The sequence below is a fragment of the Neisseria sp. 20925_1_37 genome (assembly GCF_041433255.1).
Lineage (GTDB): Bacteria > Pseudomonadota > Gammaproteobacteria > Burkholderiales > Neisseriaceae > Neisseria > Neisseria flavescens_D.
In genome coordinates this window covers 12570-35940 of sequence record NZ_JAPWBC010000008.1, presented here as the reverse complement: position 1 = coordinate 35940, position 23371 = coordinate 12570, and the positions used below count along the sequence as shown (strand labels likewise).

18 protein-coding genes are annotated in these 23371 nt (G+C 49.1%); 9 read left to right on the top strand and 9 right to left on the bottom strand.

The window, feature by feature from the left end:
• The first annotated feature begins 57 nt into the window (after nucleotides 1-57).
• The 6 genes from aceE to O3661_RS07590 all read left to right on the top strand — a co-directional run bounded on the left by aceE (nucleotide 58) and on the right by O3661_RS07590 (nucleotide 9410).
• A complete protein-coding gene (gene aceE, locus O3661_RS07615; protein ID WP_371492908.1) occupies nucleotides 58-2721 on the top strand; it encodes a pyruvate dehydrogenase (acetyl-transferring), homodimeric type in 2664 nt (887 codons plus the stop codon).
• A 148-nt stretch (nucleotides 2722-2869) separates the two neighbouring features.
• Entirely contained in the window at nucleotides 2870-4477 is a 1608-nt protein-coding gene (gene aceF, locus O3661_RS07610) for a dihydrolipoyllysine-residue acetyltransferase (protein ID WP_371492906.1), read from the top strand.
• 77 nt (nucleotides 4478-4554) lie between these two features.
• Entirely contained in the window at nucleotides 4555-6339 is a 1785-nt protein-coding gene (gene lpdA / locus O3661_RS07605; protein WP_371492905.1) for a dihydrolipoyl dehydrogenase, read from the top strand.
• An 89-nt stretch (nucleotides 6340-6428) separates the two neighbouring features.
• Nucleotides 6429-6767 carry a P-II family nitrogen regulator gene (locus O3661_RS07600; RefSeq protein ID WP_063069030.1) on the top strand — a complete coding sequence of 113 codons (339 nt, stop codon included), beginning with the start codon at nucleotides 6429-6431 and terminating at the stop codon, nucleotides 6765-6767.
• Between the two features lie 389 nt (nucleotides 6768-7156).
• A complete protein-coding gene (mpl, locus tag O3661_RS07595) occupies nucleotides 7157-8533 on the top strand; it encodes a UDP-N-acetylmuramate:L-alanyl-gamma-D-glutamyl-meso-diaminopimelate ligase (protein ID WP_371492903.1) in 1377 nt (458 codons plus the stop codon).
• Nucleotides 8534-8756: 223 nt separating this feature from the next.
• On the top strand, nucleotides 8757-9410 hold the full coding sequence (locus tag O3661_RS07590; protein ID WP_371492902.1) for a DUF1287 domain-containing protein: 654 nt from the start codon (nucleotides 8757-8759) through the stop codon (nucleotides 9408-9410).
• Between the two features lie 178 nt (nucleotides 9411-9588).
• Here O3661_RS07590 and O3661_RS07585 read toward each other — a convergent pair whose 3' ends face one another.
• The 6 genes from O3661_RS07585 to lon all read right to left on the bottom strand — a co-directional run bounded on the left by O3661_RS07585 (nucleotide 9589) and on the right by lon (nucleotide 18194).
• Nucleotides 9589-12519 (bottom strand): class I SAM-dependent DNA methyltransferase, encoded by a 2931-nt coding sequence (locus O3661_RS07585; RefSeq protein ID WP_371492901.1) that lies wholly within the window; start codon nucleotides 12517-12519, stop codon nucleotides 9589-9591.
• A 118-nt stretch (nucleotides 12520-12637) separates the two neighbouring features.
• Nucleotides 12638-12766: a FeoB-associated Cys-rich membrane protein gene (locus O3661_RS07580; protein ID WP_003683546.1), complete on the bottom strand. Its 129-nt coding sequence runs from the start codon at nucleotides 12764-12766 to the stop codon at nucleotides 12638-12640.
• Nucleotides 12763-14631, bottom strand: coding sequence for a ferrous iron transporter B (locus O3661_RS07575; protein ID WP_049349820.1), 1869 nt, complete (start codon nucleotides 14629-14631; stop codon nucleotides 12763-12765). Before O3661_RS07575 ends, O3661_RS07580 begins: the two co-directional genes overlap by 4 nt.
• Nucleotides 14632-14658: 27 nt before the next feature.
• A complete protein-coding gene (locus O3661_RS07570; RefSeq protein WP_107792029.1) occupies nucleotides 14659-14928 on the bottom strand; it encodes a FeoA family protein in 270 nt (89 codons plus the stop codon).
• 351 nt (nucleotides 14929-15279) lie between these two features.
• Nucleotides 15280-15549 (bottom strand): HU family DNA-binding protein, encoded by a 270-nt coding sequence (locus O3661_RS07565; protein ID WP_003683413.1) that lies wholly within the window; start codon nucleotides 15547-15549, stop codon nucleotides 15280-15282.
• Nucleotides 15550-15734: 185 nt separating this feature from the next.
• Entirely contained in the window at nucleotides 15735-18194 is a 2460-nt protein-coding gene (lon, locus tag O3661_RS07560) for an endopeptidase La (RefSeq protein ID WP_371492899.1), read from the bottom strand.
• Nucleotides 18195-18407: 213 nt separating this feature from the next.
• Here lon and O3661_RS07555 point away from each other — a divergent pair, with 213 nt between their 5' ends.
• The 3 genes from O3661_RS07555 (at nucleotide 18408) to lipA (ending at nucleotide 20398) form a co-directional block, all read left to right on the top strand.
• Entirely contained in the window at nucleotides 18408-18683 is a 276-nt protein-coding gene (locus tag O3661_RS07555) for a YbeD family protein (RefSeq protein WP_004519710.1), read from the top strand.
• Nucleotides 18683-19285: a lipoyl(octanoyl) transferase LipB gene (gene lipB / locus O3661_RS07550; RefSeq protein ID WP_049352317.1), complete on the top strand. Its 603-nt coding sequence runs from the start codon at nucleotides 18683-18685 to the stop codon at nucleotides 19283-19285. Before O3661_RS07555 ends, lipB begins: the two co-directional genes overlap by 1 nt.
• A 129-nt stretch (nucleotides 19286-19414) precedes the next feature.
• Nucleotides 19415-20398 (top strand): lipoyl synthase, encoded by a 984-nt coding sequence (gene lipA, locus O3661_RS07545; RefSeq protein WP_003683323.1) that lies wholly within the window; start codon nucleotides 19415-19417, stop codon nucleotides 20396-20398.
• A gap of 192 nt (nucleotides 20399-20590) precedes the next feature.
• On the opposite strand, the gene hemB is transcribed toward lipA, so the two are convergent.
• The 3 genes from hemB to O3661_RS07530 all read right to left on the bottom strand — a co-directional run bounded on the left by hemB (nucleotide 20591) and on the right by O3661_RS07530 (nucleotide 23369).
• Nucleotides 20591-21592, bottom strand: a complete 1002-nt coding sequence (gene hemB / locus O3661_RS07540) for a porphobilinogen synthase (RefSeq protein WP_371492897.1) — start codon at nucleotides 21590-21592, stop codon at nucleotides 20591-20593.
• Between the two features lie 32 nt (nucleotides 21593-21624).
• A complete protein-coding gene (locus tag O3661_RS07535) occupies nucleotides 21625-22335 on the bottom strand; it encodes a hypothetical protein (RefSeq protein ID WP_070608363.1) in 711 nt (236 codons plus the stop codon).
• 161 nt (nucleotides 22336-22496) lie between these two features.
• Nucleotides 22497-23369: an EamA/RhaT family transporter gene (locus O3661_RS07530; RefSeq protein WP_371492896.1), complete on the bottom strand. Its 873-nt coding sequence runs from the start codon at nucleotides 23367-23369 to the stop codon at nucleotides 22497-22499.
• Nucleotides 23370-23371 lie beyond the last annotated feature (2 nt).

Here is a 23371-nt window from a genome sequence, read left to right as displayed (position 1 = left end):
GAAAATATCGGAGTAATACTCCGTCATTGAAAAACACTCAACACAAGGATAGATATTATGTCCACCCAATTACACGATGTTGACCCAATTGAAACCAAAGAATGGTTAGACGCGTTAAGCTCTGTTTTAGAATATGAAGGCAGCGAACGCGCCCAGTATCTGCTGGAAAGTTTGGTCAAATACAGCCGTGACAAAGGCATCCGTATGCCTCACGGTACCACTACTCCATACTTGAACACCGTTTCCGTTGAAGACGAAAAAGGCATCCCCGGCGACCAAAACATCGAACACCGTATCCGTGCATTCGTTCGTTGGAACGCTGCCGCTATCGTTTTGCGCGCAGGTAAAAAAGATTTGGAATTGGGTGGACACATTGCATCTTTCCAATCAGCCGCCACTATGTACGAAGTCGGCTTCAACCACTTCTGGAAAGCTAAAGGTGAAGGTGAAGAAGGCGATTTGGTATTCTTCCAAGGCCACGTTGCCCCTGGTATCTACGCACGCGCTTTCGTTGAAGGCCGTCTGACTGAAGACCAATTGAACAACTTCCGTCAAGAAGTTGCCGGTCATGGTCTGCCTTCCTATCCTCACCCTCACCTGTTGCCTGACTTCTGGCAATTCCCAACCGTATCTATGGGTCTTGGCCCATTGATGGCGATTTACCAAGCCCGTTTCCTGAAATACTTGGAATCTCGCGGCCTGGCTAAAACCAAAGGCCGTAAAGTATGGGTATTCTGTGGCGACGGCGAAATGGACGAACCTGAAAGCCAAGGTGCTATTGCTCTGGCTTCACGCGAAGGCTTGGACAACTTGGTATTCGTCATCAACTGTAACCTGCAACGTTTGGACGGCCCAGTACGCGGTAACGGCAAAATCATTCAAGAGCTGGAAGGCAACTTTGCCGGCGCCGGCTGGAATGTTGTGAAAGTCATCTGGGGTCGTCGTTGGGACCGCCTCTTGGCAAAAGACAAAGATGGCATCCTGCGCAAACGTATGGAAGAGTGCTTGGATGGTGACTACCAAACTTACAAATCCAAAGACGGTGCATACGTTCGCGAACACTTCTTCAATACGCCTGAACTGAAAGCATTGGTCGCCGATATGACCGATGAGCAAATTTGGGCATTGAACCGCGGTGGTCATGACCCTCAAAAAGTGTACAACGCTTACGACCGCGCAGTGAACCACGCTGACGGCAAACCTACTGTCATTTTGGCTAAAACCATTAAAGGTTACGGCATGGGCGCATCCGGCGAAGGCCAAAACGTTGCCCACCAAGCCAAAAAAATGGACAAAGCTTCTCTGAAACAATTCCGTGACCGCTTTGACATTCCTGTAACTGACGAACAAATCGACAGCGGCAACCTGCCTTACCTGACTTTTGCTCCTGACAGCGAAGAATACAAATATCTGCATGCACGCCGTGAAGCTTTAGGTGGCTACCTGCCTCAACGCAAACCTACCCAAGAAGTTCTGGAAGTGCCTGAGTTGTCAGCATTTGAGACTCAACTGAAATCCAGCGGTGACCGTGAATTCTCAACCACCATGGCTTTCGTCCGCATCCTGTCTACTTTGCTGAAAGACAAAAAAATCGGCAAACGCGTGGTGCCTATCGTTCCAGATGAAAGCCGTACGTTCGGTATGGAAGGTATGTTCCGTCAATACGGTATTTGGAACCCTAAAGGCCAACAATACACCCCTCAAGATAAAGACCAACTGATGTTCTATAAAGAATCTGTTGACGGTCAAATCTTGCAAGAAGGTATTAACGAACCAGGTGCTATGGCTGACTGGATTGCTGCTGCGACCAGCTACGCAAACAACGACTTTGCCATGATTCCTTTCTACATCTACTACTCTATGTTCGGTTTCCAACGCGTTGGCGACTTAGCATGGGCAGCAGGCGATATGCATGCACGCGGTTTCCTGCTGGGTGGTACAGCTGGCCGTACAACACTAAATGGCGAAGGTTTGCAACATGAAGACGGCCACAGCCACGTTCAAGCAGACTTGATTCCAAACTGTGTAACTTACGATCCGACATTCCAATATGAAGTAGCCGTTATCGTACACGATGGCTTGCGCCGCATGTATGTTAACCACGAAGACGTGTTCTACTACATCACCCTGATGAATGAAAACTACACCCATCCGGACATGCCCGAAGGCGTAGAACAAGACATCCTGAAAGGTATGTACTTGCTGAAAGCCGGCGGCAAAGGCGACAAAAAAGTCCAATTGATGGGTTCCGGCACCATCCTGCAAGAAGTGATTGCCGGTGCCGAATTGTTGAAAGCCGACTTCGGTGTAGAAGCAGACATCTGGTCTTGCCCATCATTCAACCAGCTGCACCGCGATGCCATCGAAGTGGAACGCTTCAATCGTCTGAACCCATTAGAAACTGCAAAAGTACCGTTTGTTACTTCTCAGCTGCAAGGTCATGACGGTCCGGTTATTGCCGCTACCGACTACATCCGCAGCTATGCCGACCGTATCCGTGCCTACATCCCTAACGACTACCACGTCTTGGGTACCGATGGCTTCGGTCGTTCCGACAGCCGTGCCAACCTGCGCAGCTTCTTCGAAGTTGACCGCTACAACGTTGCCGTTGCTGCATTGAGCGCATTGGCCGAACAAGGCAAAGTCAGCAAAGAAACCGTTCAACAAGCTATTGAAAAATATGGCATCAAAGCCGATGCAGCTCCTAGCTGGAAACGCTAATTGATGTTTCAGACGGCCTGTTTGCTTCATGCCAACATTAGGCCGTCTGAAAACCGAATGCTTGAAAGGTTTGAACAGACAAACTGTACCGATGCCGTGTAAAACAGTTTTCAGACGGCATCAAACTGAAAATATTAAAGGAACTCAAATGAGTATCGTAGAAATCAAAGTCCCTGATATCGGCGGTCATGAAAACGTCGACATCATCGCTGTAGAAGTTAAAGCAGGCGACACCATTGCCGTTGACGACACCCTGATTACTTTAGAAACCGACAAAGCCACTATGGACGTACCTGCTGATGCAGCCGGCGTCGTGAAAGAAGTTAAAGTTAAAGTTGGCGATAAAATCTCTGAAGGCGGCGTTATTCTGACCGTTGAAACCGGTGCTGCCGCTGCTGATGCCGCTCCGGCTCCTGCAGCAGAAGCTCCTGCTGCTCCAGTTGCTGCGCCTGCAGCTGCTCCTGCCGGTGGCGCTACCGTACAAGTTGTTGTACCTGATATCGGCGGTCACTCTGACGTAGACGTTATTGCCGTTGAAGTTAAAGTCGGCGACACTGTTGCCGTTGACGACACCCTGATTACTTTGGAAACCGACAAAGCCACCATGGACGTACCATGTACCGAAGCCGGTGTGGTTAAAGCCGTATTCCTGAAAGTTGGCGACAAAGTATCCGAAGGATCCGCCATCATCGAAGTAGAAACTGCCGGCTCTGCCGCAGCAGCCCCTGCTCCTGCCACTCAAGCTGCCTCACCTGCACCGGCTGCCGCTCCGGCTCCTGCTGCACCAGCCGCTGCACCTGCTCCGGTTGCTCCTGCTGCTGCCAAAATCGACGAAGCTGCATTTGCAAAAGCGCATGCAGGTCCTTCCGCACGCAAACTGGCGCGCGAATTGGGCGTAGATTTGGGTCAAGTCAAAGGTACCGGTCTGAAAGGCCGAATCATGGGCGAAGACGTTAAAGCCTTCGTTAAATCCGTTATGCAAAGCGGTGCAGGCAAACCTGCAGCTGCCTCTTTGGGTGGTGGTCTGGACTTGTTGCCATGGCCTAAAGTTGACTTCTCTAAATTCGGCAGCGTCGAAGTTAAAGAACTGTCACGCATTAAGAAAATCTCCGGTCAAAACCTGTCTCGCAACTGGGTTGTGATTCCTCACGTTACCGTACACGAAGAAGCGGACATGACCGAATTGGAAGAATTCCGCAAACAGCTGAACAAAGAATGGGAACGCGAAGGCGTAAAACTGTCCCCATTGGCGTTCATCATTAAAGCCTCTGTTGCTGCGCTGAAAGCCTTCCCTGAATTCAACGCCTCTCTGGATGGCGACAACTTGGTGCTGAAAAACTACTTCAACATCGGTTTCGCAGCAGACACGCCGAACGGCTTGGTTGTTCCAGTAATCAAAGACGTGGATCAAAAAGGCTTGAAACAAATCAGCCAAGAACTGACCGAATTGTCTAAAAAAGCCCGCGAAGGCAAGCTCAAGCCACAAGAAATGCAAGGCGCATGCTTTACCATTTCCAGCTTGGGCGGTATCGGCGGCACAGGCTTCACACCAATCGTGAATGCTCCTGAAGTTGCTATCTTGGGCGTGTGCAAATCCCAAATCAAACCGGTTTGGAACGGCAAAGAATTTACTCCTCGCCTGATGTGCCCATTGAGCCTGTCCTTTGACCACCGTGTCATCGACGGTGCCGCCGGTATGCGCTTCACCGTATTCCTGGCTAACCTGTTGAAAGACTTCCGCCGCATTACTCTGTAATCCGAGCATTTTCAGACGGCCTGAATAAAAAGGCCGTCTGAAAAAAGAAGTCCGAACATCATTCAGAAAGATTAGACATGAGCTTAGTTGAATTAAAAGTGCCCGACATTGGCGGTCACGAAAATGTAGATATTATTGCGGTTGAAGTAAATGTAGGCGACACCATTGCCGTGGACGATACCCTGATTACTTTGGAAACCGATAAAGCCACTATGGACGTACCTGCCGAAGTTGCAGGTGTCGTTAAAGAAGTTAAAGTTAAAGTCGGCGATAAAATCTCCGAAGGCGGCTTGATTGCAGTCGTTGAAGCCGAAGGTGTGGCTGCCGCTCCTAAAGCCGAAGCACCAGCCGCTCCTGCACAAGAAGCCCCTAAAGCTGCTGCTCCAGCTCCTCAAGCTGCACAATTTGGCGGTTCTGCCGATGCTGAATACGATGTAGTCGTATTGGGTGGCGGCCCCGGCGGTTATTCCGCTGCATTTGCCGCTGCTGACGAAGGCTTGAAAGTTGCCATCGTTGAACGTTACAAAACTTTGGGCGGCGTTTGCTTGAACGTCGGCTGTATCCCTTCCAAAGCCTTGTTGCACAACGCTGCCGTTATCGATGAAGTACGTCACTTGGCTGCCAACGGTATCAAATACCCAGAGCCTGAACTCGACATCGACATGCTGCGCGGCTACAAAGACGGCGTTGTTTCCCGTCTGACTACCGGTTTGGCTGGTATGGCTAAAGGCCGTAAAGTAGACGTTATCCAAGGCGACGGCCAATTCTTAGATCCGCACCACTTGGAAGTGTCACTGACTACCGGCGACGTGTACGAGCAAGCGACTCTTACCGGCGAGAAAAAAATCGTTGCCTTCAAAAACTGTATCATTGCAGCAGGCAGCCGCGTAACCAAACTGCCTTTCATCCCTGAAGATCCACGCATCATCGATTCCAGCGGCGCTTTGGCTCTGAAAGAAGTACCGGGCAAACTGCTGATTATCGGCGGCGGTATTATCGGTCTCGAAATGGGTACGGTTTACAGCACTCTGGGTTCTCGCCTGGATGTTGTTGAAATGATGGACGGCCTGATGCAAGGCGCAGACCGAGACTTGGTTAAAGTATGGCAAAAACAAAACGAATACCGTTTTGACAACATCATGATCAACACCAAAACTGTTGCTGTCGAACCTAAAGAAGACGGTGTTTACGTTACCTTCGAAGGTGCAAATGCACCTAAAGAGCCGCAACGTTATGATGCCGTATTGGTGGCTGCCGGTCGTGCGCCTAACGGTAAACTGATCAGCGCTGAGAAAGCCGGTGTTGCTGTAACTGACCGTGGCTTCATCGAAGTCGATAAACAAATGCGTACCAATGTGCCGCACATCTACGCTATCGGCGATATCGTCGGTCAACCGATGTTGGCACACAAAGCCGTTCACGAAGGCCACGTTGCCGCTGAAAACTGTGCCGGCCACAAAGCCTACTTCGACGCACGCGTTATCCCAGGCGTTGCCTACACTTCTCCTGAGGTGGCATGGGTTGGCGAAACCGAGTTGTCTGCCAAAGCCTCCGGCCGCAAAATCACCAAAGCCAACTTCCCATGGGCTGCTTCCGGCCGTGCAATTGCCAACGGTTGCGACAATGGTTTCACCAAGCTGATTTTTGATGCTGAAACCGGCCGTATCATCGGTGGCGGTATCGTTGGTCCTAACGGCGGCGATATGATCGGCGAAGTCTGCTTGGCGATTGAAATGGGCTGTGATGCAGCCGATATCGGTAAAACCATCCACCCACACCCAACCCTGGGCGAATCCATCGGTATGGCTGCGGAAGTGGCATTGGGCGTATGTACCGACCTGCCTGCTCAGAAAAAGAAATAAGTTCACTCAAATAAAATTTGAACGAACTTGATGGAACAAAGGCCGTCTGAATGTTTCAGACGGCCTTTTCTCAAATAAGGAGAATTAATATGAAAAAAATCGAAGCCATTATCAAACCTTTCAAACTCGACGATGTGCGCGAAGTCTTGACCGAAATCGGCATTACCGGCATGACCGTCAGCGAAGTTAAAGGTTTCGGCCGCCAAAAAGGCCATACGGAAATTTATCGCGGCGCGGAATACGCAGTCGATTTTCTGCCTAAAGTGAAAATCGAATTGGTATTGGCTGATGATAAAGTCGATCAAGCTGTTGATGCCATCTTGGAAACCGCACATTCCGGCAAAATCGGTGACGGTAAAATCTTTATTTATCCGGTTGAAGAAGCTATCCGCATCCGAACCGGCGAACGCTCAGAAGCCGCGCTTTAATAGAAATCACAAGATACAGAATACAAATGCCGTCTGAAAAAAGTCATGACTTGTTTTAATCAGGACTTATTTTTCAGACGGCATTAATTGAATACCCCCCATTTTCTAAAGTCTATCCAAATAAATCTGTTACTGAAAACCTCACGCTATCAAGCATGGAAAAATTCGAGGCAATGCTTCTCCTGACCTTCATGAACGACTTTACCGTATCAAATAACTCTTTTCAAAGTAATACTTACCCAATCAAAACCTCAACGCCCTACTTCTAAAATCAAATCCCTCGTATTTTTTCCTATTCTTATTGTTGTCTAACTTTTCAGACGACCCCTTTATCCAAACTCCGTTATAATGACGGCTTTAAAATTAATTTATCCAAAGACAGTCTTATCATGAAACACATCCACATTATCGGTATCGGCGGCACATTTATGGGCGGCGTAGCGGCTATTGCCAAAGAAGCAGGTTTTAAAGTCAGCGGTTGCGACGCCAAGATGTATCCGCCGATGAGTACCCAGCTCGAAGCCTTGGGCATTGACGTACACGAAGGCTTTGATGCCGCTCAATTAGACGAATTTAAAGCCGATATTTACGTTATCGGTAATGTTGCCAAACGCGGCATGGATGTGATTGAAGCCATTTTGAACAAAGGCCTGCCTTATACTTCCGGCCCACAATGGCTGGCTGAAAACGTATTACACCAGCACTGGGTACTCGGCGTGGCAGGGACACACGGCAAAACGACCACAGCCTCCATGCTCGCATGGGTCTTGGAATATGCCGGACTCGCGCCGGGCTTCCTCATCGGCGGCGTACCTGAAAACTTCAGCGTTTCCGCCCGTCTGCCGCAAACTCCGCGCCAAGATCCTAATTCAAAATCCCCATTCTTCGTTATCGAAGCCGACGAATACGATACCGCCTTTTTTGACAAACGCTCCAAATTCGTACACTACCGTCCGCGTACCGCCGTGTTGAACAATCTGGAATTCGACCACGCCGACATTTTTGCCGATTTGGGCGCCATTCAAACACAATTCCATCATTTGGTACGCACCGTGCCGTCTGAAGGCCTCATCGTCTGCAACGGCCAGCAGCAAAGCCTGCAAGATACTTTAGACAAAGGCTGCTGGACGCCCGTAGAAAAATTCGGTACCGAACAAGGCTGGCAAGTTGGTAGCGTCCATGCTGACGGCTCGTTTGACGTACGCCATCACGGCGAAACAGTCGGACACGTCGCTTGGGAACTGATGGGCGAACACAACCGCATGAACGCACTCGCCGTCATCTCTGCCGCGCGTCATGCCGGCGTCGATATTCAGACGGCCTGCGAAGCTTTAAGTGCATTTAAAAACGTCAAACGCCGTATGGAAATCAAAGGCACGGTAAACGGCATCACTGTTTACGACGACTTCGCCCACCACCCGACCGCCATCGAAACCACCATCGAAGGCCTGCGCCAACGCGTCGGTAACGCACGTATCCTCGCCGTCCTCGAGCCGCGTTCCAACACCATGAAACTCGGCACCATGAAAGCCGCCCTGCCCGAAAGCCTCAAAGATGCCGACCAAGTGTTCTGCTACGCCGGAGGTGTGGACTGGGACGTCGCCGAAGCACTCGCGCCTTTAGGCGGCAAGCTGCATGTCGGCAAAGACTTCGATGCCTTTGTTGCCGAAATCGTGAAAAATGCCGAAGCAGGCGACCATATTTTGGTCATGAGCAACGGCGGTTTCGGCGGAATACACGGAAAGCTGCTAGAAGCATTGAAATAAGCCTTCTCCAATAACCAAGGCCGTCTGAAACAGTTTCAGACGGCCTTTTATCATGTGCCAATTTAAAATCTATATTTACGAAAAATGTTTTAGTAATACCCAAATAACACTCATCTATTATTTGCCCGTACATACTTGCTCAAGACCATTTTTCCATTATGCATTGCCAACCCACCCAAAAATCTGATAATAATGCAGGCAACATCCAAGCCGTGCATATATCATGAAACACAAAACAGCCTTTAAGCCCATAGTTATCAGTATTGCGCTTTCTATCCTTCTGATTACAACAGCTGTATTTTTTGCCCATAATCACAACTCTATCCCAAGTATTAATACCGATTTCCTACAACAAGAGATTACCGAACCCGAAGGACCATCTCCGCAAATTGTCCAATCTGCACGAAATCAAATTGGTAAAACCCTTCGTTACGACCCGGCTTACACTAAGCTCACTTATCCGATGGGCGATGTACCTATATCAAAAGGCGTTTGCACAGACGTTATTATCCGAGCCTTACGTGACCAAAATATAGATTTGCAAGAGCTTGTTCATCAAGACATGAGCAGTAACTTTTCTGTCTATCCTAAACGCTGGGGTTTGAAACAGCCGGACACTAATATCGACCACCGCCGTGTCCCTAACCTAATGACTTATTTCACGCGTCAAGGCTGGGCTGTTCAAGATACAAACTATCAAGCCGGAGATATCGTAACTTGGGAACTAAAAGGCAACCGTCCCCATATCGGCATTGTCTCCGATCGAAAAATCGGCGACAGGCCACTGATTATCCATAATATCGGTTCGGGAACCCGTGAAGACGATGTCCTCTATCGCTACACCACCACCGGACATTTCAGACTTCCCGTTCAATAAATCTTAGTGCTAAGTCCTAGATACCTAGTTTTGAATCTGAAAAGCCATAGAGCAATAAAAAAGGCCGTCTGAAAAGTTTTCAGACGGCCTTTTTGTTATGAAATAATGGGATGGGGAAAACCGATATTTCCGGCGGAGCGGGTTTGGCTGTAAACCAAGCGGGGTTTGCCGTTTGCCTTTATTTGGATTTTTTGGGCGGCTTGGTATTTTGGCTTTCTATTGCCTTTCGGTATAGGTCAAACAGGAAGGCGACGCGTTCTGCCTCGTCGTCGGTGTTTTTGCCTTTTTTGTAGCCGTAGGCTTTATCTACTGCTTTGTCGAGGGCGGCATGTGCTTTGACGAGGTCGGGATAGCCTGCGTCGGGCGCATAGAGTTCGGCGAGCGTAGGGGGAGGCAGATCGTTGACAAGCGCATCGGCGCGGTATTTCTCGCGAATGTCAAGGATGGCTTGGGCGGCAGCTTCGATGGCAGAACGGAGGGGATTGTTTTCAGACGGCCTTGGCGTTTCGCCTTTTTTGCCCGAAGCTTCCTGACAGGCAGTTTCGTCATCATCAGGTTTACAGCAGCTTTCTGGGAAGGGAAAGTTGTTGTACACGACTGTATTAGAGTAGCGGTAACGACTTTCCAGGCGGCCTGCAACGGTACGCATAAAGGCATTGTGCATGGTTGAGCAGAGGATGCCGAAGTGGTAGAGGGTGGCGTTTGGAAGCATAAACGATGAATCGCTGATGATGATTTGATGCGACAGATAACCGATGGGGACGAAACGGCGGCTTTCAGAAGATACGCGTGGAATAATCAGAAAATTGCCGTCTGAAGGCTGGCGGATTTCGTCGAAGAGCCACGAGGTAGCCGCTTTTTTCTGCGTGGCGGCTTTTCTGCTGGCTTCGCGCATGGCTTTGACCGCCAGAATACGGGCTTGGACTTTGGGCATCTGTTTCAGGTCGTGATTGCGTTTGACGTCGGATACGCCGTGAAACCACAGGCACCAACGGGTTTTGCCGTTGATAAATTCCTCGGCGCCGATAAAGGGGCGGATGTATTGTTCCGCTAATGGTTCGGCGGCAATCAAAGCTTCTTTTTCATCAGTGGAAAGGATAAGGTTGCCACCGTCGGTCGGTTGATTGCCTTTGCACATTTCATTTTCCCTGCTGATTTGGGTTTTGCGCTTGGCAATAATCAAATCGGGCGCATCAATCAGATAAGGATTGATGTTGGTTACGGCGTGTTTTTGGGGTTCGCCTTTGATGTCGGGATAGTCGTAGAGGTATTTGGGCAGGGCGGGATTTTCTGAAGCGTTTGCGCCGCAGTTTTCAGACGGCATTTGCGGCTTTTGGTGGAAGCCGACGATGATGCAGTGGACGGCGGCTTTGCCTGCGGCTTGGCTCGTCCATTGGAAGGTACGGTGGGCAAAGTTGATTTCGATGCCTTGGTTCAAAAGGCTGCCCCAAAGGATTTCGACCTGCTGGCCTTGGCAGATGGAATTGGTGGAGACAAATGCCGTCTGAACTTGGGGATTCTGCGCCATGATGCCGGCGGCTTTGACATACCAGTTGCAGACGTAATCCAACAGCCCGTAGCCTTTGATATTGCCGCAGATGCTTTCGAGGTCGTTTTTCTGCTCTTTGGTTTGGTAGGTCGAGCCGATAAAGGGCGGATTGCCGAAGATGTAGTCCGCCGCCTGCCAAGGTGTGCGGAGGCTGTTGGCGTGGATGATTTCGGCGGCATCTTCGAGCGGCAGCGTATGGCAGGCGACTTCGCCGTCGAAGCGGATTTGCGTGCGGATGTTGCATTGGTGGTTTTTGAGCCACATGGCGGTACGGGCGATAAGGACGGCGAATTCGTCTATTTCGATGCCGTGGAATTGTTTCAGACGGCATTGGACGGACGGGCTGTCGAATAAGCCGCCTGCTTTGTCTTTGAGCGCTTCGGCGATGATGTCGTCTTCAAGGGCGCGGATGCGGTCGTAGGCGACGATAAGGAAGTTGCCGCAGCCGCAGGCCGGGTCGAGGAATTGCAGGTTTTGGATTTTTTGGTAGAAGGCGGCGAGTTTTTTGGATTTGTCGCGTTTGAGGGCTTTGACGGCTTCAAATTCGGCGCGCAGGTTTTCTAAAAAGAGGCCGTTGATGACTTTGTCGATGTTTGCGGCTTCGGTGTAGTGTGCGCCCGCTTCGCGCCGCTCTTGCGCGTCCATGACGGATTGGAAGAGCGTGCCGAAGATTTCGGGACTGATGTTGCGCCAGTCGAAATTGCCGCAGTCGATTAAGGCGCGGTGCTGCTTGGCGGTGAAGTCGAAGGTGCGCAGGCGTTCTTTGAAAAGACCGCCGTTGACGTATTCGAAACCTTTAAATTTTTCGCTTTGGGTCTTGCTGCGCTTTTGGTCGGGTGTGTTGAGAAATTCAAAGAGTTGATTGAGCTTGTCGCCGAGCGTATCGGCCTCTTTGCAGCTTTCTAAAAAGTCTTGAAAGAGGTAGTTGCGCTGGAAAACAGCGCTGTCGTCGGCAAAAAAGAGGAAAAGCAGGCGCGTGATGAAGAGCCTGAGTTCGTGTTCTTCATAAATGCCTTCTTCCTGCAAGGCATCGTGTAGTCTGCCAATCGCCGTCGCCGCTTGAATGTTGGCTTCTTCTTGAATTTGGCGGACTTTGGCTTCGATGCCGAACATAAAGTCAAAAACGCCGCGCGTAATGTATTCGGACAATTCTTCCAACGGGAATTGCCATTGGTTTTCCGCGCCTTCTTGAGGCTCGCGACGATAAAGGTGGAAATGGGCAAAATCGCTGACGGCGTAATATTCAGGTAAGGCAGACGGCTTGGTGCGCTCGATTTCCTGCAAATAACGCTCCGCCTGTTCTTTGGCTTTGGCTAGGTTTTTGTTGGCGGATTTGTGTTCTGCCAGGAAGATGCCTTCCCAAAAGACATCGACAAATTGGGTGTTGTTGCTCGGGTCTTTAACGGCATATTCGAAGTGGACGACGTTTTTGCGGTCAATGCCGAAAATCGCAAAAAATTCATTCCAAAAGGTGTCTTTTTCACGGCGTTCGTCGGTTTGGTTTTTATAGTGGTCGGCGAAATTTTGTGCGGCGCTTTGGAGTTGGAGCAGGGTTTTCATGACTTTATGGAATGAATGTATTGTGTAAATGGATGGGGCGTTATTATAACGGTTTGCGTTAAAAAGGTCGTCTGAAACCTCTTTTCAGACGACCTTTCTTCTTTCTGGTTATCAATATTTAACCGCAACCGCCGCATTTGCCGCAGCCGCTGCTGCAGTCGCGTTTTTTCGGTTTGAACACGAATTTTCGCAAAAGGAAGAATACGCAGGCGAGCATAATCAAGCCGACGATAATATATTGAGTCATGACGATAGTATCCTTGAAGAAAGTTGGTAAACCACGAATGCGGCAAAATAAGCCATCAGGAACAAATAGCCTGTAATCATAAGCATATTTTTCGTGGATTTGGTTTCGCGTCTAATCACGGTCAAAGTCGCGGCACACATCGGAGCATACACATACCAAGCCAAGAAGGCAAAGGCGGTCGGCAAGCCCCAGTTGTTGTGTATGATGGGAATTAATGCGTTTTGTACGGCATCTTCAGACGACGCGCTGACGGCATAAACGGTACCCAATGCGGCAACGACCACTTCGCGCGCGGCAATACCCGGAATCATGGCAATACACATTTCCCACGTAAAGCCCAAAGGTGCAAACAACGGCTGAATCGCGTGACCAAGTGTACCTGCCAAGCTGTAATCGATGGCGGCACCGGTTGCGCCTTCAGGCGGTTGCGGCCAGCTTACCAAGCCCCACAGAACCACGGCCAATGCAAAAATGATGGTACCCGCGCGTTTCAGGAAGGCTTTTACCCTATCCCACAGGCTGGTCATGATGTGTTTGAAGTTGGGCGTGCGGAAAGTCGGCAGTTCCATCAGAAGCGGGAATTGCTGCACATTGCCTTTCATCCGCGCCAAGCGTTTCATGATATACGCTGCCAATGCGGCCGACAGAATGCCTACGATATAAAGAATAAACAATGTCAGGCCTTGCAGGTTGAAAATCCCACCCACTGTACGGTCAGGAATAACAGCGGCGATAATCAGCGCATACACCGGCAAACGTGCGGAACAAGTCAGCAACGGCGCAACCGCGATGGTAACAAGGCGTTCGCGCGGGTCGTTAATGGTTCGCGCCGACATCACGGCAGGAACGGCACAGGCAAAGCTGGACAAAAGGGGAATAAACGAACGGCCGGACAAACCGCTTTTTGCCATGATGTTATCCAACAGGAAGGCTGCACGCGGCAGATAGCCCGAGTCTTCCAAAAGCAGGATAAAGGCAAACAAAATCGTAATCTGCGGCAGGAACACCAACACGCTACCCAAACCGGCAATGACGCCGTTGACGAGCAAGTCGCTGAGGATGCCCGGCTCCATGTTGGCGCCTATCCATTCGCCCAGCGCGGTAAAGCCGCCTTCGATGGCGTCCATAATCGGCGCCGCCCATGTGTAAACCGCTTGGAACACCATAAACAGGATGACCAGCAGCATAATCATGCCCCAGACGGGGTGTAGCACGATGTCGTCGAGTTTTTTGTGCCATGCGGGCAGCGTCATCTGGGTGCGTACCACTTGTGCTAAAATCGATTCGACTTCTTGATAAAGTTTGTCGCTATCCAGCGCATCGAGCGTGCGTTCGGCAGAGGCGGGGTTTGCGGGGAAAGAGCGTTTGCGCGGCAGCTTCGCCACGGCTTCGCGTACAGCCTGTACGCCCGACGCGCTCACTGCAACTGTTTCCAAAACAGGTGCATCCAACAACTCGCTCAGTTTGGCCGCGTCGATATTCAAGCCCCTTTTGCGGGCCACGTCGCTCAAATTCAGCGACACCACCATAGGCAGTCCCAGCGTTTTCAGTTCCAAAATCATGCGCAGGGTCATACGCAGGTTGGTCGCGTCGGCAACGGCAATAATGGCATCGGGCGGAATGCCCATCTTGCCTACCATTACATCTTTCGCCACCGCTTCGTCGGGGCTGGTCGTGCGTAGGCTGTATGTGCCCGGCAGGTCGATAATGCGGACGGCCTCGTCGTCGAGGAAGGCGCCCTCGCGCTTATCGACAGTTACGCCCGGATAATTGGCAACCTTGGCATGTGAGCCGGTCAAACCGTTGAACAAAACGGTTTTACCGCAGTTTGGCGCGCCAATCAAGGCAAAATAGCTTAGTTCCATCATTTTTCCTTATTCTTTCAGACGGCCTTAAACGGCCTCAACGATACGACACATAATCTTCCCGGCCTCTTCCAAACGCAGGGAAAATTGAGATTGGTTACCCAAACGTACCGCAAACGGGCCTCTCCCAAAACCACCCACGGCAATCACTTGCAACGGCATTCCGCTGGAAAAACCCAAATCCGAAAGACGACGGGTTACCAAGGCATCCAAATCACCAAAAACAGGGTTGGGAGCAATGGAATCAATATGTACGACTGCGCCTTTTTTCAGGCGCGACAAAGGAATGGTAGACATAAGCCTCTCTTTTCATTTGTTTTAAAAAATCAGATTATTAGAAATGTGAGAAGTGCTGACGAATGTGCGGCACATTTGAAAGGTTGGTTATGAGTGGCTATTCGCTACTTCTTTCAATAAGTGCGGTTTGTTTTGAGTATTGTTATTTTCTTTGCTAATGATAAATCTTATTAATGTAAAAATCAAATGTAACAAGATAAACTAAAAAGGCTGAAATCCTTTTATCATTAGGATTTCAGCCTTTTTATACACTCAACAAACCAAAGGCCGTCTGAAAACTTTCAGACGGCCTTCAAAATAAAAAACCGAATCAAATCGGTTTTTTATTCCCATTCAGGGAAAGACTCTAAATTACAGAGCGTCTTTCAATGCTTTACCGGCACGGAATTTAGGAGTTTTAGCAGCAGCAATAGTCAAAGGCTCGCCAGTTTTAGGGTTGCGGCCTTGACGTTCGGCGCGTTCGCCGACGTAGAAAGTACCGAAACCGACCAGAGTAACAGTGTCGCCGTTTTTCAACGCGTTGGTTACGGCATTAGTAGTAGCATCCAAAGCTTTTTGCGCAGCAGATTTGGAAATGCCGGCTTCTTGAGCAATTGCTTCGATCAATTCAGACTTGTTCACAATTAGTCCCTTCCTATCGTAAAAAATGATGAAATGCCCGAATACTCGGGGCTTAAGCACTTTTAAAGCACATACGCACTTTATAGCAATTCTGAAATTATCATGTCAAGTAAAAGATGTGGAATTGCCCTATTTTTGTGGCATTCAGGGCAAAACCACATTTTTTGCAACATCAGACGGCCAACTTAATGCTTGGTTGCTTTTGTTCTTGACTTCGTCTTAGAAGTTTGCGGAGTTTCGTCAACCGCCAATTCAGCCGCCCATTGCTCAGGCTGAGTTTCCAAACCCAAAGCCAACACTTCATCAATCCATTTGACCGGATGAATGGTCAGACCGGTTTTGACATTTTCAGGGATTTCTTCCAAATCTTTGACGTTGTCTTTTGGAATCAATACATGCTTGATCCCGCCACGCAAAGCAGCCAGCAGTTTTTCTTTCAAACCACCAATCGGCAAGACTTCGCCACGCAAAGTGATTTCGCCGGTCATCGCCACGTCTGCACGCACCGGAATTTTGGTGAAGGCAGAAACCATCGCCAAAGTCATGGCGATACCTGCGCTCGGACCGTCTTTTGGCGTCGCACCTTCAGGCACATGGACGTGAATATCTTTCTTCTCGTAAAAATCAGGAGCCAGACCCACTGATTCAGCACGAGAACGGACAACCGACCATGCAGCCGATACCGATTCTTTCATGACATCGCCCAGTTGGCCGGTACATTGAATCGTACCTTTGCCCGGCAAAGCTACTGCCTCAACAGTCAACAACTCACCACCGACTTCGGTCCAAGCCAGACCGGTTACCTGACCGATGCGGTTTTCGCTTTCGGCCACACCATAGTCGAAACGGCGCACGCCCAGATAGTCATGCAGATTTTTCTCAGTAACTTTAATCGCTTTAGGCTTGGCCTTGCTTACTGTTTTGGATTTGGACGCTTTTTTCTTGTCCTCACTCAAGGTAACCTGCATTACCACTTTGCGGCAAATTTTGGCAATTTCACGATCCAACGAGCGAACACCGGCCTCGCGGGTGTAGTAACGGATAATATCGCGCACCGCACTTTCATCAACCACCAACTCGCCCTCTTTCACACCATTGCGCTTCATTTGTTTCGGCACAAGGTATTGCATGGCGATATTGATTTTTTCGTCTTCTGTATAACCGGACAGACGGATGATTTCCATACGGTCAAGCAGCGGAGTCGGGATATTCAAGCTGTTTGAAGTGGCAATAAACATCACATCGCTCAAATCATAATCGACTTCGGCATAATGGTCGGCGAACTTGTTGTTTTGCTCAGGATCCAGCACCTCAAGCAAAGCACTAGCCGGATCACCGCGGAAATCGCTGCCCATCTTGTCGATTTCATCCAGCAGGAACAATGGATTTTTCACACCCGCTTTCGCCATGTTTTGCAGGATTTTGCCCGGCATAGAGCCGATATAGGTACGGCGGTGGCCTCGGATTTCGCTTTCATCACGCACGCCGCCCAACGCCATACGCACATATTGTCGGCCTGTGGCTTTGGCAATCGACTCACCCAAGGAAGTTTTACCCACCCCCGGAGGACCAACCAGACACAAAATCGGGCCTTTGAGCTTGTCCATACGTTTTTGAACGGCCAAATATTCCAAAATGCGCTCTTTGACTTTTTCCAAACCATAGTGGTCGGCATTCAAAATCAAATCAGCCTTGGCAATATCTTTGCTGACACGGGATTTTTTCTTCCACGGCAACTCAAGCAAAGTATCAATATAGTTGCGCACAACGGTAGATTCCGCAGACATTGGCGGCATCATTTTCAGTTTTTTCAATTCAGACAGACATTTTTCTTCAGCCTCTTTGCTCATGCCTGCTTCTTTGATTTTTGCTTCCAATGCGTCCAGCTCGCCGCGTTCGTCTTCTTCGCCCAACTCTTTCTGAATCGCTTTTACTTGCTCATTCAAGTAATACTCACGTTGGGATTTTTCCATTTGACGTTTCACACGGCCACGGATGCGTTTCTCGACCTGCATGATGTCGAGTTCGGCTTCCAACTGAGCCAGCAGAAATTCCAAACGCTCAACAATGCCGGCAGTCTCCAGCACATATTGACGTTGCTCCAATTTCAGCTGTAAATGCGCGGCAATAGTATCGGCAAGACGGCTGTTGTCATCGATACTGCTGATGGTGCTGATAACTTCGGCAGGGATTTTTTTGTTCAACTTCGCATATTGCTCAAATTGAGTCAGCAGAGTACGGCGCAAGGCCTCAATTTCAGGATTGTCCTTGTCGCTATTCTCATCAATCGCCTCAACATGAGACAAAAACAATCCTCCTGTTTCATCAACCGTCAACGCGCGCGCACGACGGATACCTTCTACCAATACTTTAACGGTACCGTCAGGCAGCTTCAAAACCTGCAAAACTTGGGCAACAGTACCAGTTTGGTGCAAATCTTCGGCTTTAGGGTCTTCTGTATTAGGGTCAAGCTGGGCCAACAGGAAAACCGGATCATCATTAGCCATTGCCGCCTCAAGGGCTGCAATCGATTTAGGACGACCGACGAACAGTGGCAATACCATATGCGGATACACCACGACATCGCGTAAAGGCAAGGTAGCCAGCGCACTGTATTCCTCGAAATATTTGTCTTTTGTCGGCATAGTTAGAAATCTCAATCATTGTTAAATCAGAATGTAGCTCAAAATTGGGCTGAAGCGCTCCATTTCAAGACTTGAAAACAGCTTATCCGCACCTATTTTCTAAAACATCATTTTTAATAGCCCGATATGGACGTTTACGATAAAATATATCGGATTTTGGGCCGTCTGAAAACTTTTCAGACGGCCCTGGCTAACCAAAAAAGGTAGTAAACCATGACAGACTCAACCGAAAAAAAATCATTAATTGAATTCCCTTGCACCTTTCCTGTAAAAGTCATGGGCGTGGTTCATCCGGAATTTGAATCCGCCATCTTGGAAACCGTGCGCAAACACGCTCCCGATACCGAGCCGCACCACATTACTACGCGCCCAAGCAGCAAAGGCAACTATACCGGCGCGACTGTCCATGTAAATGTTGAAAATCAAGAGCAGCTCGACAATATCTACCGCGACCTGACTTCACACGAATTGGTAAAAGTGGTGCTGTAATGAAAATCGTGCACAAAGGCTTGGTCGATTACCTGCCGACTTTCGAAGCTATGAAGGCATTTAATGCCTCGCGTGACGAAAATACCGAAGACGAATTATGGGTGGTCGAACATCCGCCCGTATTCACTCAAGGCTTGGCCGGTAAGCCCGAACACCTCCTCATCCGCGACGATATTCCCGTTGTCCAAATTGACAGAGGCGGTCAAATTACTTATCACGGCCCAGGTCAATTGGTCGTCTATACGATGATCAATTTCAAACGCCGTAAGACCAGTGTGCGCCATATCGTTTCCGCACTTGAAAACAGCATCATCGCCACCTTGGCAGAATACGGCATCGAAGCAGCAGCCGATCCCAAACGCCCCGGCGTTTATGTCGGCGAGCGTAAAATCGCTTCCCTGGGCCTGCGTATCAAAGACGGCTCCGTTTACCACGGTTTGGCGCTTAATGTGAACATGGATTTAAGTCCGTTTACCCATATCAACCCCTGCGGTTATGCCGGTATGGAAATGACCCAAATTGCCGACTATGTCTCTCCGGCACCCAGTTTGGCAGAAGTTTCAGACAAACTGACCAAGCATTTACAAAAAGAGCTGGCATAAGGCCGTCTGAAAATATTCAGCTCCAACGCCACCTTTTAACTGCTCCTCTGAACCCACAAGCCCTTAGGCCATAAAGGCCGCAATCGGCTTTTCAGACGGCCTTTATAACGACAGAAAGAACACATCACCATGAGTGAAGAAGTAAAAAACGACCCCAAACGCGGCATCAAACTGAAAGGCGCAGACAAAACTGCACGCATTCCGATTAAAGTTGTTCCATTGGAACAAAAATTGAAAAAGCCCGAATGGATCCGCGCCAAATTACCGGGCAAGAAATTCTTTGAAATCAAAAATATTCTTCGCGAACAAAAAATGCATACTGTATGCGAAGAAGCATCTTGTCCGAATATCAGCGAATGCTTTACCAAGGGTACGGCCACATTCATGATCATGGGCGATATTTGTACCCGCCGCTGCCCGTTCTGCGACGTTGGCCATGGCCGCCCCAATATGTTGGATCCTGACGAGCCTAAACACTTGGCTGAATCCGTAAAGTCCATGAACCTGCGCTATGTCGTGATTACTTCCGTCGACCGTGACGACCTGCGTGATGGCGGCGCCCAACACTTCGCCGACTGCATCAAAGCCATCCGCGAAACTAGCCCGAATACCAAAATCGAAATCCTTGTTCCCGATTTCCGCGGCCGTCTGGACATCGCACTGGAAATCTTGGCAGAAACACCGCCCGACGTGATGAACCACAACTTGGAAACCCATCCAAGCCTGTATAAAAAAGCCCGTCCGGGTGCCAATTACCAACACTCCCTCGAGCTTCTGCGCCGCTACAAAGAAATGATGCCCCATATCCCGACCAAGTCCGGCATCATGGTCGGCTTGGGCGAAACAGACGAGGACGTACGCGAAATAATGCGCGATATGCGTGCCAACAATATCGAGATGATTACCATCGGCCAATATCTGCAACCTTCAGACGGCCACTTGCCCGTCTTGCGCTATGTAACGCCCGACCAATTCAAAGTTTTTGAAAAAGAAGCATACGAATTGGGCTTTACCAATGCCGCCATCGGCGCAATGGTTCGTTCCAGCTACCACGCAGACGAACAAGCAGCCGAAGCTTTGCGTGAAACCCACGGCGGGTGTAGCCACCACTAAGGTTTAAATCATATAAGGCCGTCTGAAAAATCAGGTAACTGTTTTTCAGACGGCCTTTATTTATACAAAACTCTTTAGATTTTCAAAAAATATACTTTAGTAGCGGCTCCCATTGAGCTAATTTTAAGTAATACAAAAAAGCGGCTAAACAGGATAAACACTGTTTGCCGCTTTTTAATTTATTTCTTTATTTTACTTCTTCAACAATTTTGCCGCTTCAATCGCATAGTAAGTCAAAATGCCATCGGCGCCGGCACGTTTGAATGCCAACAAGCTTTCCAAAATGGTTTTTTCGCCATCCAGCCAACCGTTTTGAATGGCTGCCTGAAGCATGGCATATTCACCGGAAACTTGGTAAGCATAAGTCGGTACGCCGAACTCGTCTTTAACTCGGCGGACGACATCCAGATACGGCAGACCCGGTTTTACCATTACCATGTCTGCGCCCTCTTGAATATCCAATGCTACTTCGTGCAAGGCTTCGTTAGTGTTTGCTGGATCCATTTGGTAGGTTTTCTTGTCTGCCTTACCCAAATTGCCGGAGCTGCCGACGGCATCGCGAAACGGGCCGTAGAACGCTGAAGCATATTTTGCCGAATACGCCATGATGCGCGTATGGATGTGTCCGGCATCTTCTAAGGCTTCACGGATGGCAAGAATACGTCCGTCCATCATGTCGGATGGGGCAATGACTTGTGCGCCTGCATCGGCATGACACAAAGCCTGTTTTACCAAAACTTCAATGGTTTCATCGTTCAAGACATAGCCATTTTCATCGGTTAAACCGTCTTGGCCGTGAATGGTGTAGGGATCCAAGGCAACGTCGGTCATGATACCCAGCTCTGGGAATTTCTCGCGCAGGGTTCGTACTACTGTCGGCACCAAGCCTTCAGGATTATAAGCTTCCTCCGCAAACTCGGTTTTGTTTTGCGTTACCACGGGAAACAAAGCCAGCATAGGAATGCCGAGCTTCAGTGCTTCTTCAGCGGTAAACAACAACTTGTCCAAACTTTGGCGTTTGACGCCGGGCATGGATGGCACTGCCTCTTCCTGATTCAGGCCTTCCAATACAAAAACCGGATAGATCAAATCATCTGCCGTCAAAGTATGCTCGCGCATCAGACGACGTGAAAAATCATCTTTACGCATACGGCGCATACGGGTGTTTGAGACATAACGCGGAGGGAAATTCATAACAATTGCCTTTCAATAATGAAGTCTTAAAATCAGTCTTCGACTTGACGTATGGCTTTGACCGAACGTTTGATTTCGCTGAGCGTACCGGTTTTATAACTATTACGTTCCTGTTCGGTCATACCGTTTTGATCCAATTTGGCGATATTTTTCAATGCCTCGGCATACTGGCCGTCTGAAAGTTTTTCCTGTTTGATGCGCCAACGGTTGTTCACTTCGGAAGCCGTCCATAAGCCTACTTTGTTGTAGTAGAACAAAATGCTTGCCGCCAGCGTCTTCATATCGCTATCGGGTTTGGCACTGCCGATACTGCGGCCGATACGGTTGTTGCGTTGATCGACCGCTTGGTCGGCAAGGTAGCGGCTGAAGTAGTCGTCTTTACCTTCTCGCAACTCCATATCTGTCAAACGCGCATTACCTGCTTTTTCTGCAATAATGCTGTCGAATTTAGAAGCAATCGCTGCCTGCCACAATGCTTGGCGTACGGCATTGACCTGTGTTCCCCTGCTGTCGCCGTTTGCTTTGTCGTCCAAACCTGTACGCTCGGCAAAGCGTGTGGCATTACTGGTCATATTGATTAAGCCTTCGTCTTCCATGCCGATAACTTGGGCGGCTACGGGATGGTTAAGCGCGAATTGAGCCATTTTACTGCGACGGCTTTGATCTTCCTGATACGATTGACAGCCGGACAATACCAACATGCCAAGAACGGCGCATTGAATGTGTTTTTTAATATGTTTCATGATGTAACTATCGATATTATTGTGTGAGTTCAACTTCTTTGTTTAACATAGAAATGCCCGTAAGCGCAAAATAATTTCCATACGGCCAAATCAGCGCATGAATGGCTATTTTATAATAAAAATAAGGCCGTCTGAAAACTTTCAGACGGCCTGAGTATTTTTTAACCTACCAAGCTGCGAATCTGCGGCCAATAAAACAGGCAGGCTATCGAGCAAATAGCAATGCTAATACCGGCTGCATTAATGCTGCTGATTTTTTCTTTAAATATTGCCGCACCAATCAGCGTACCCAAAACAATCACGCCGATGTTCATACCGGCAAACACCAAGGTCGGATTATCCTTCATGATTTGGTGTGCCGAGATGTAGGTAACAATATTCAAAAAGTTCAGGCAGCCTAAAATCATACCGCCCACTATACCCTCTTTAGTCCATTTGCTTCCTTTGGCAAACAGATAGCCAAACATCAAGATACCGGCCAAACAAAATGCCACCAGCAAATTGCCGGCAAACGCGGTACCGCTTTTTGCCACTTGCTTAAACAAAATATCAATGACGCCATAGCCGCACCAAACGCCCAAAAGCAGCATCACTTGCGTGCTGAGACCGCCGGATTTCTTACCGCCATCGCTTTTCCAAAGCAAGAAAAACAATGCTGTAAATGCCAATACCAAACCAATCAGACGGCCTTCGGTCAGTTGTTCATGAAAAAGTGTGAATGAAGCGATAATGGGCAAAAACAGCGATAAGCGTTGTGCCGCGTCCGACTTGACGATACCTGCCGCATCGACGGATTTACCCATAATGACAAACACGCTTGGCAACAAGATACCCAAAGCTGCAAAGAGCCACCAAGTCGGTAAAAACACCTGCGGATTACTCAAATCGGGTTTTAACACCAGCATGGTCAAAGTAACGGCAACGATATAGTTCACCGCCACCGCCTGCTCAATATTGATTTTTTGCTTGCGCGCCACTTTCAGCAATACGGAAACCAACACGCTGCAAACGATACTTGCCAATAAATATGCCATGC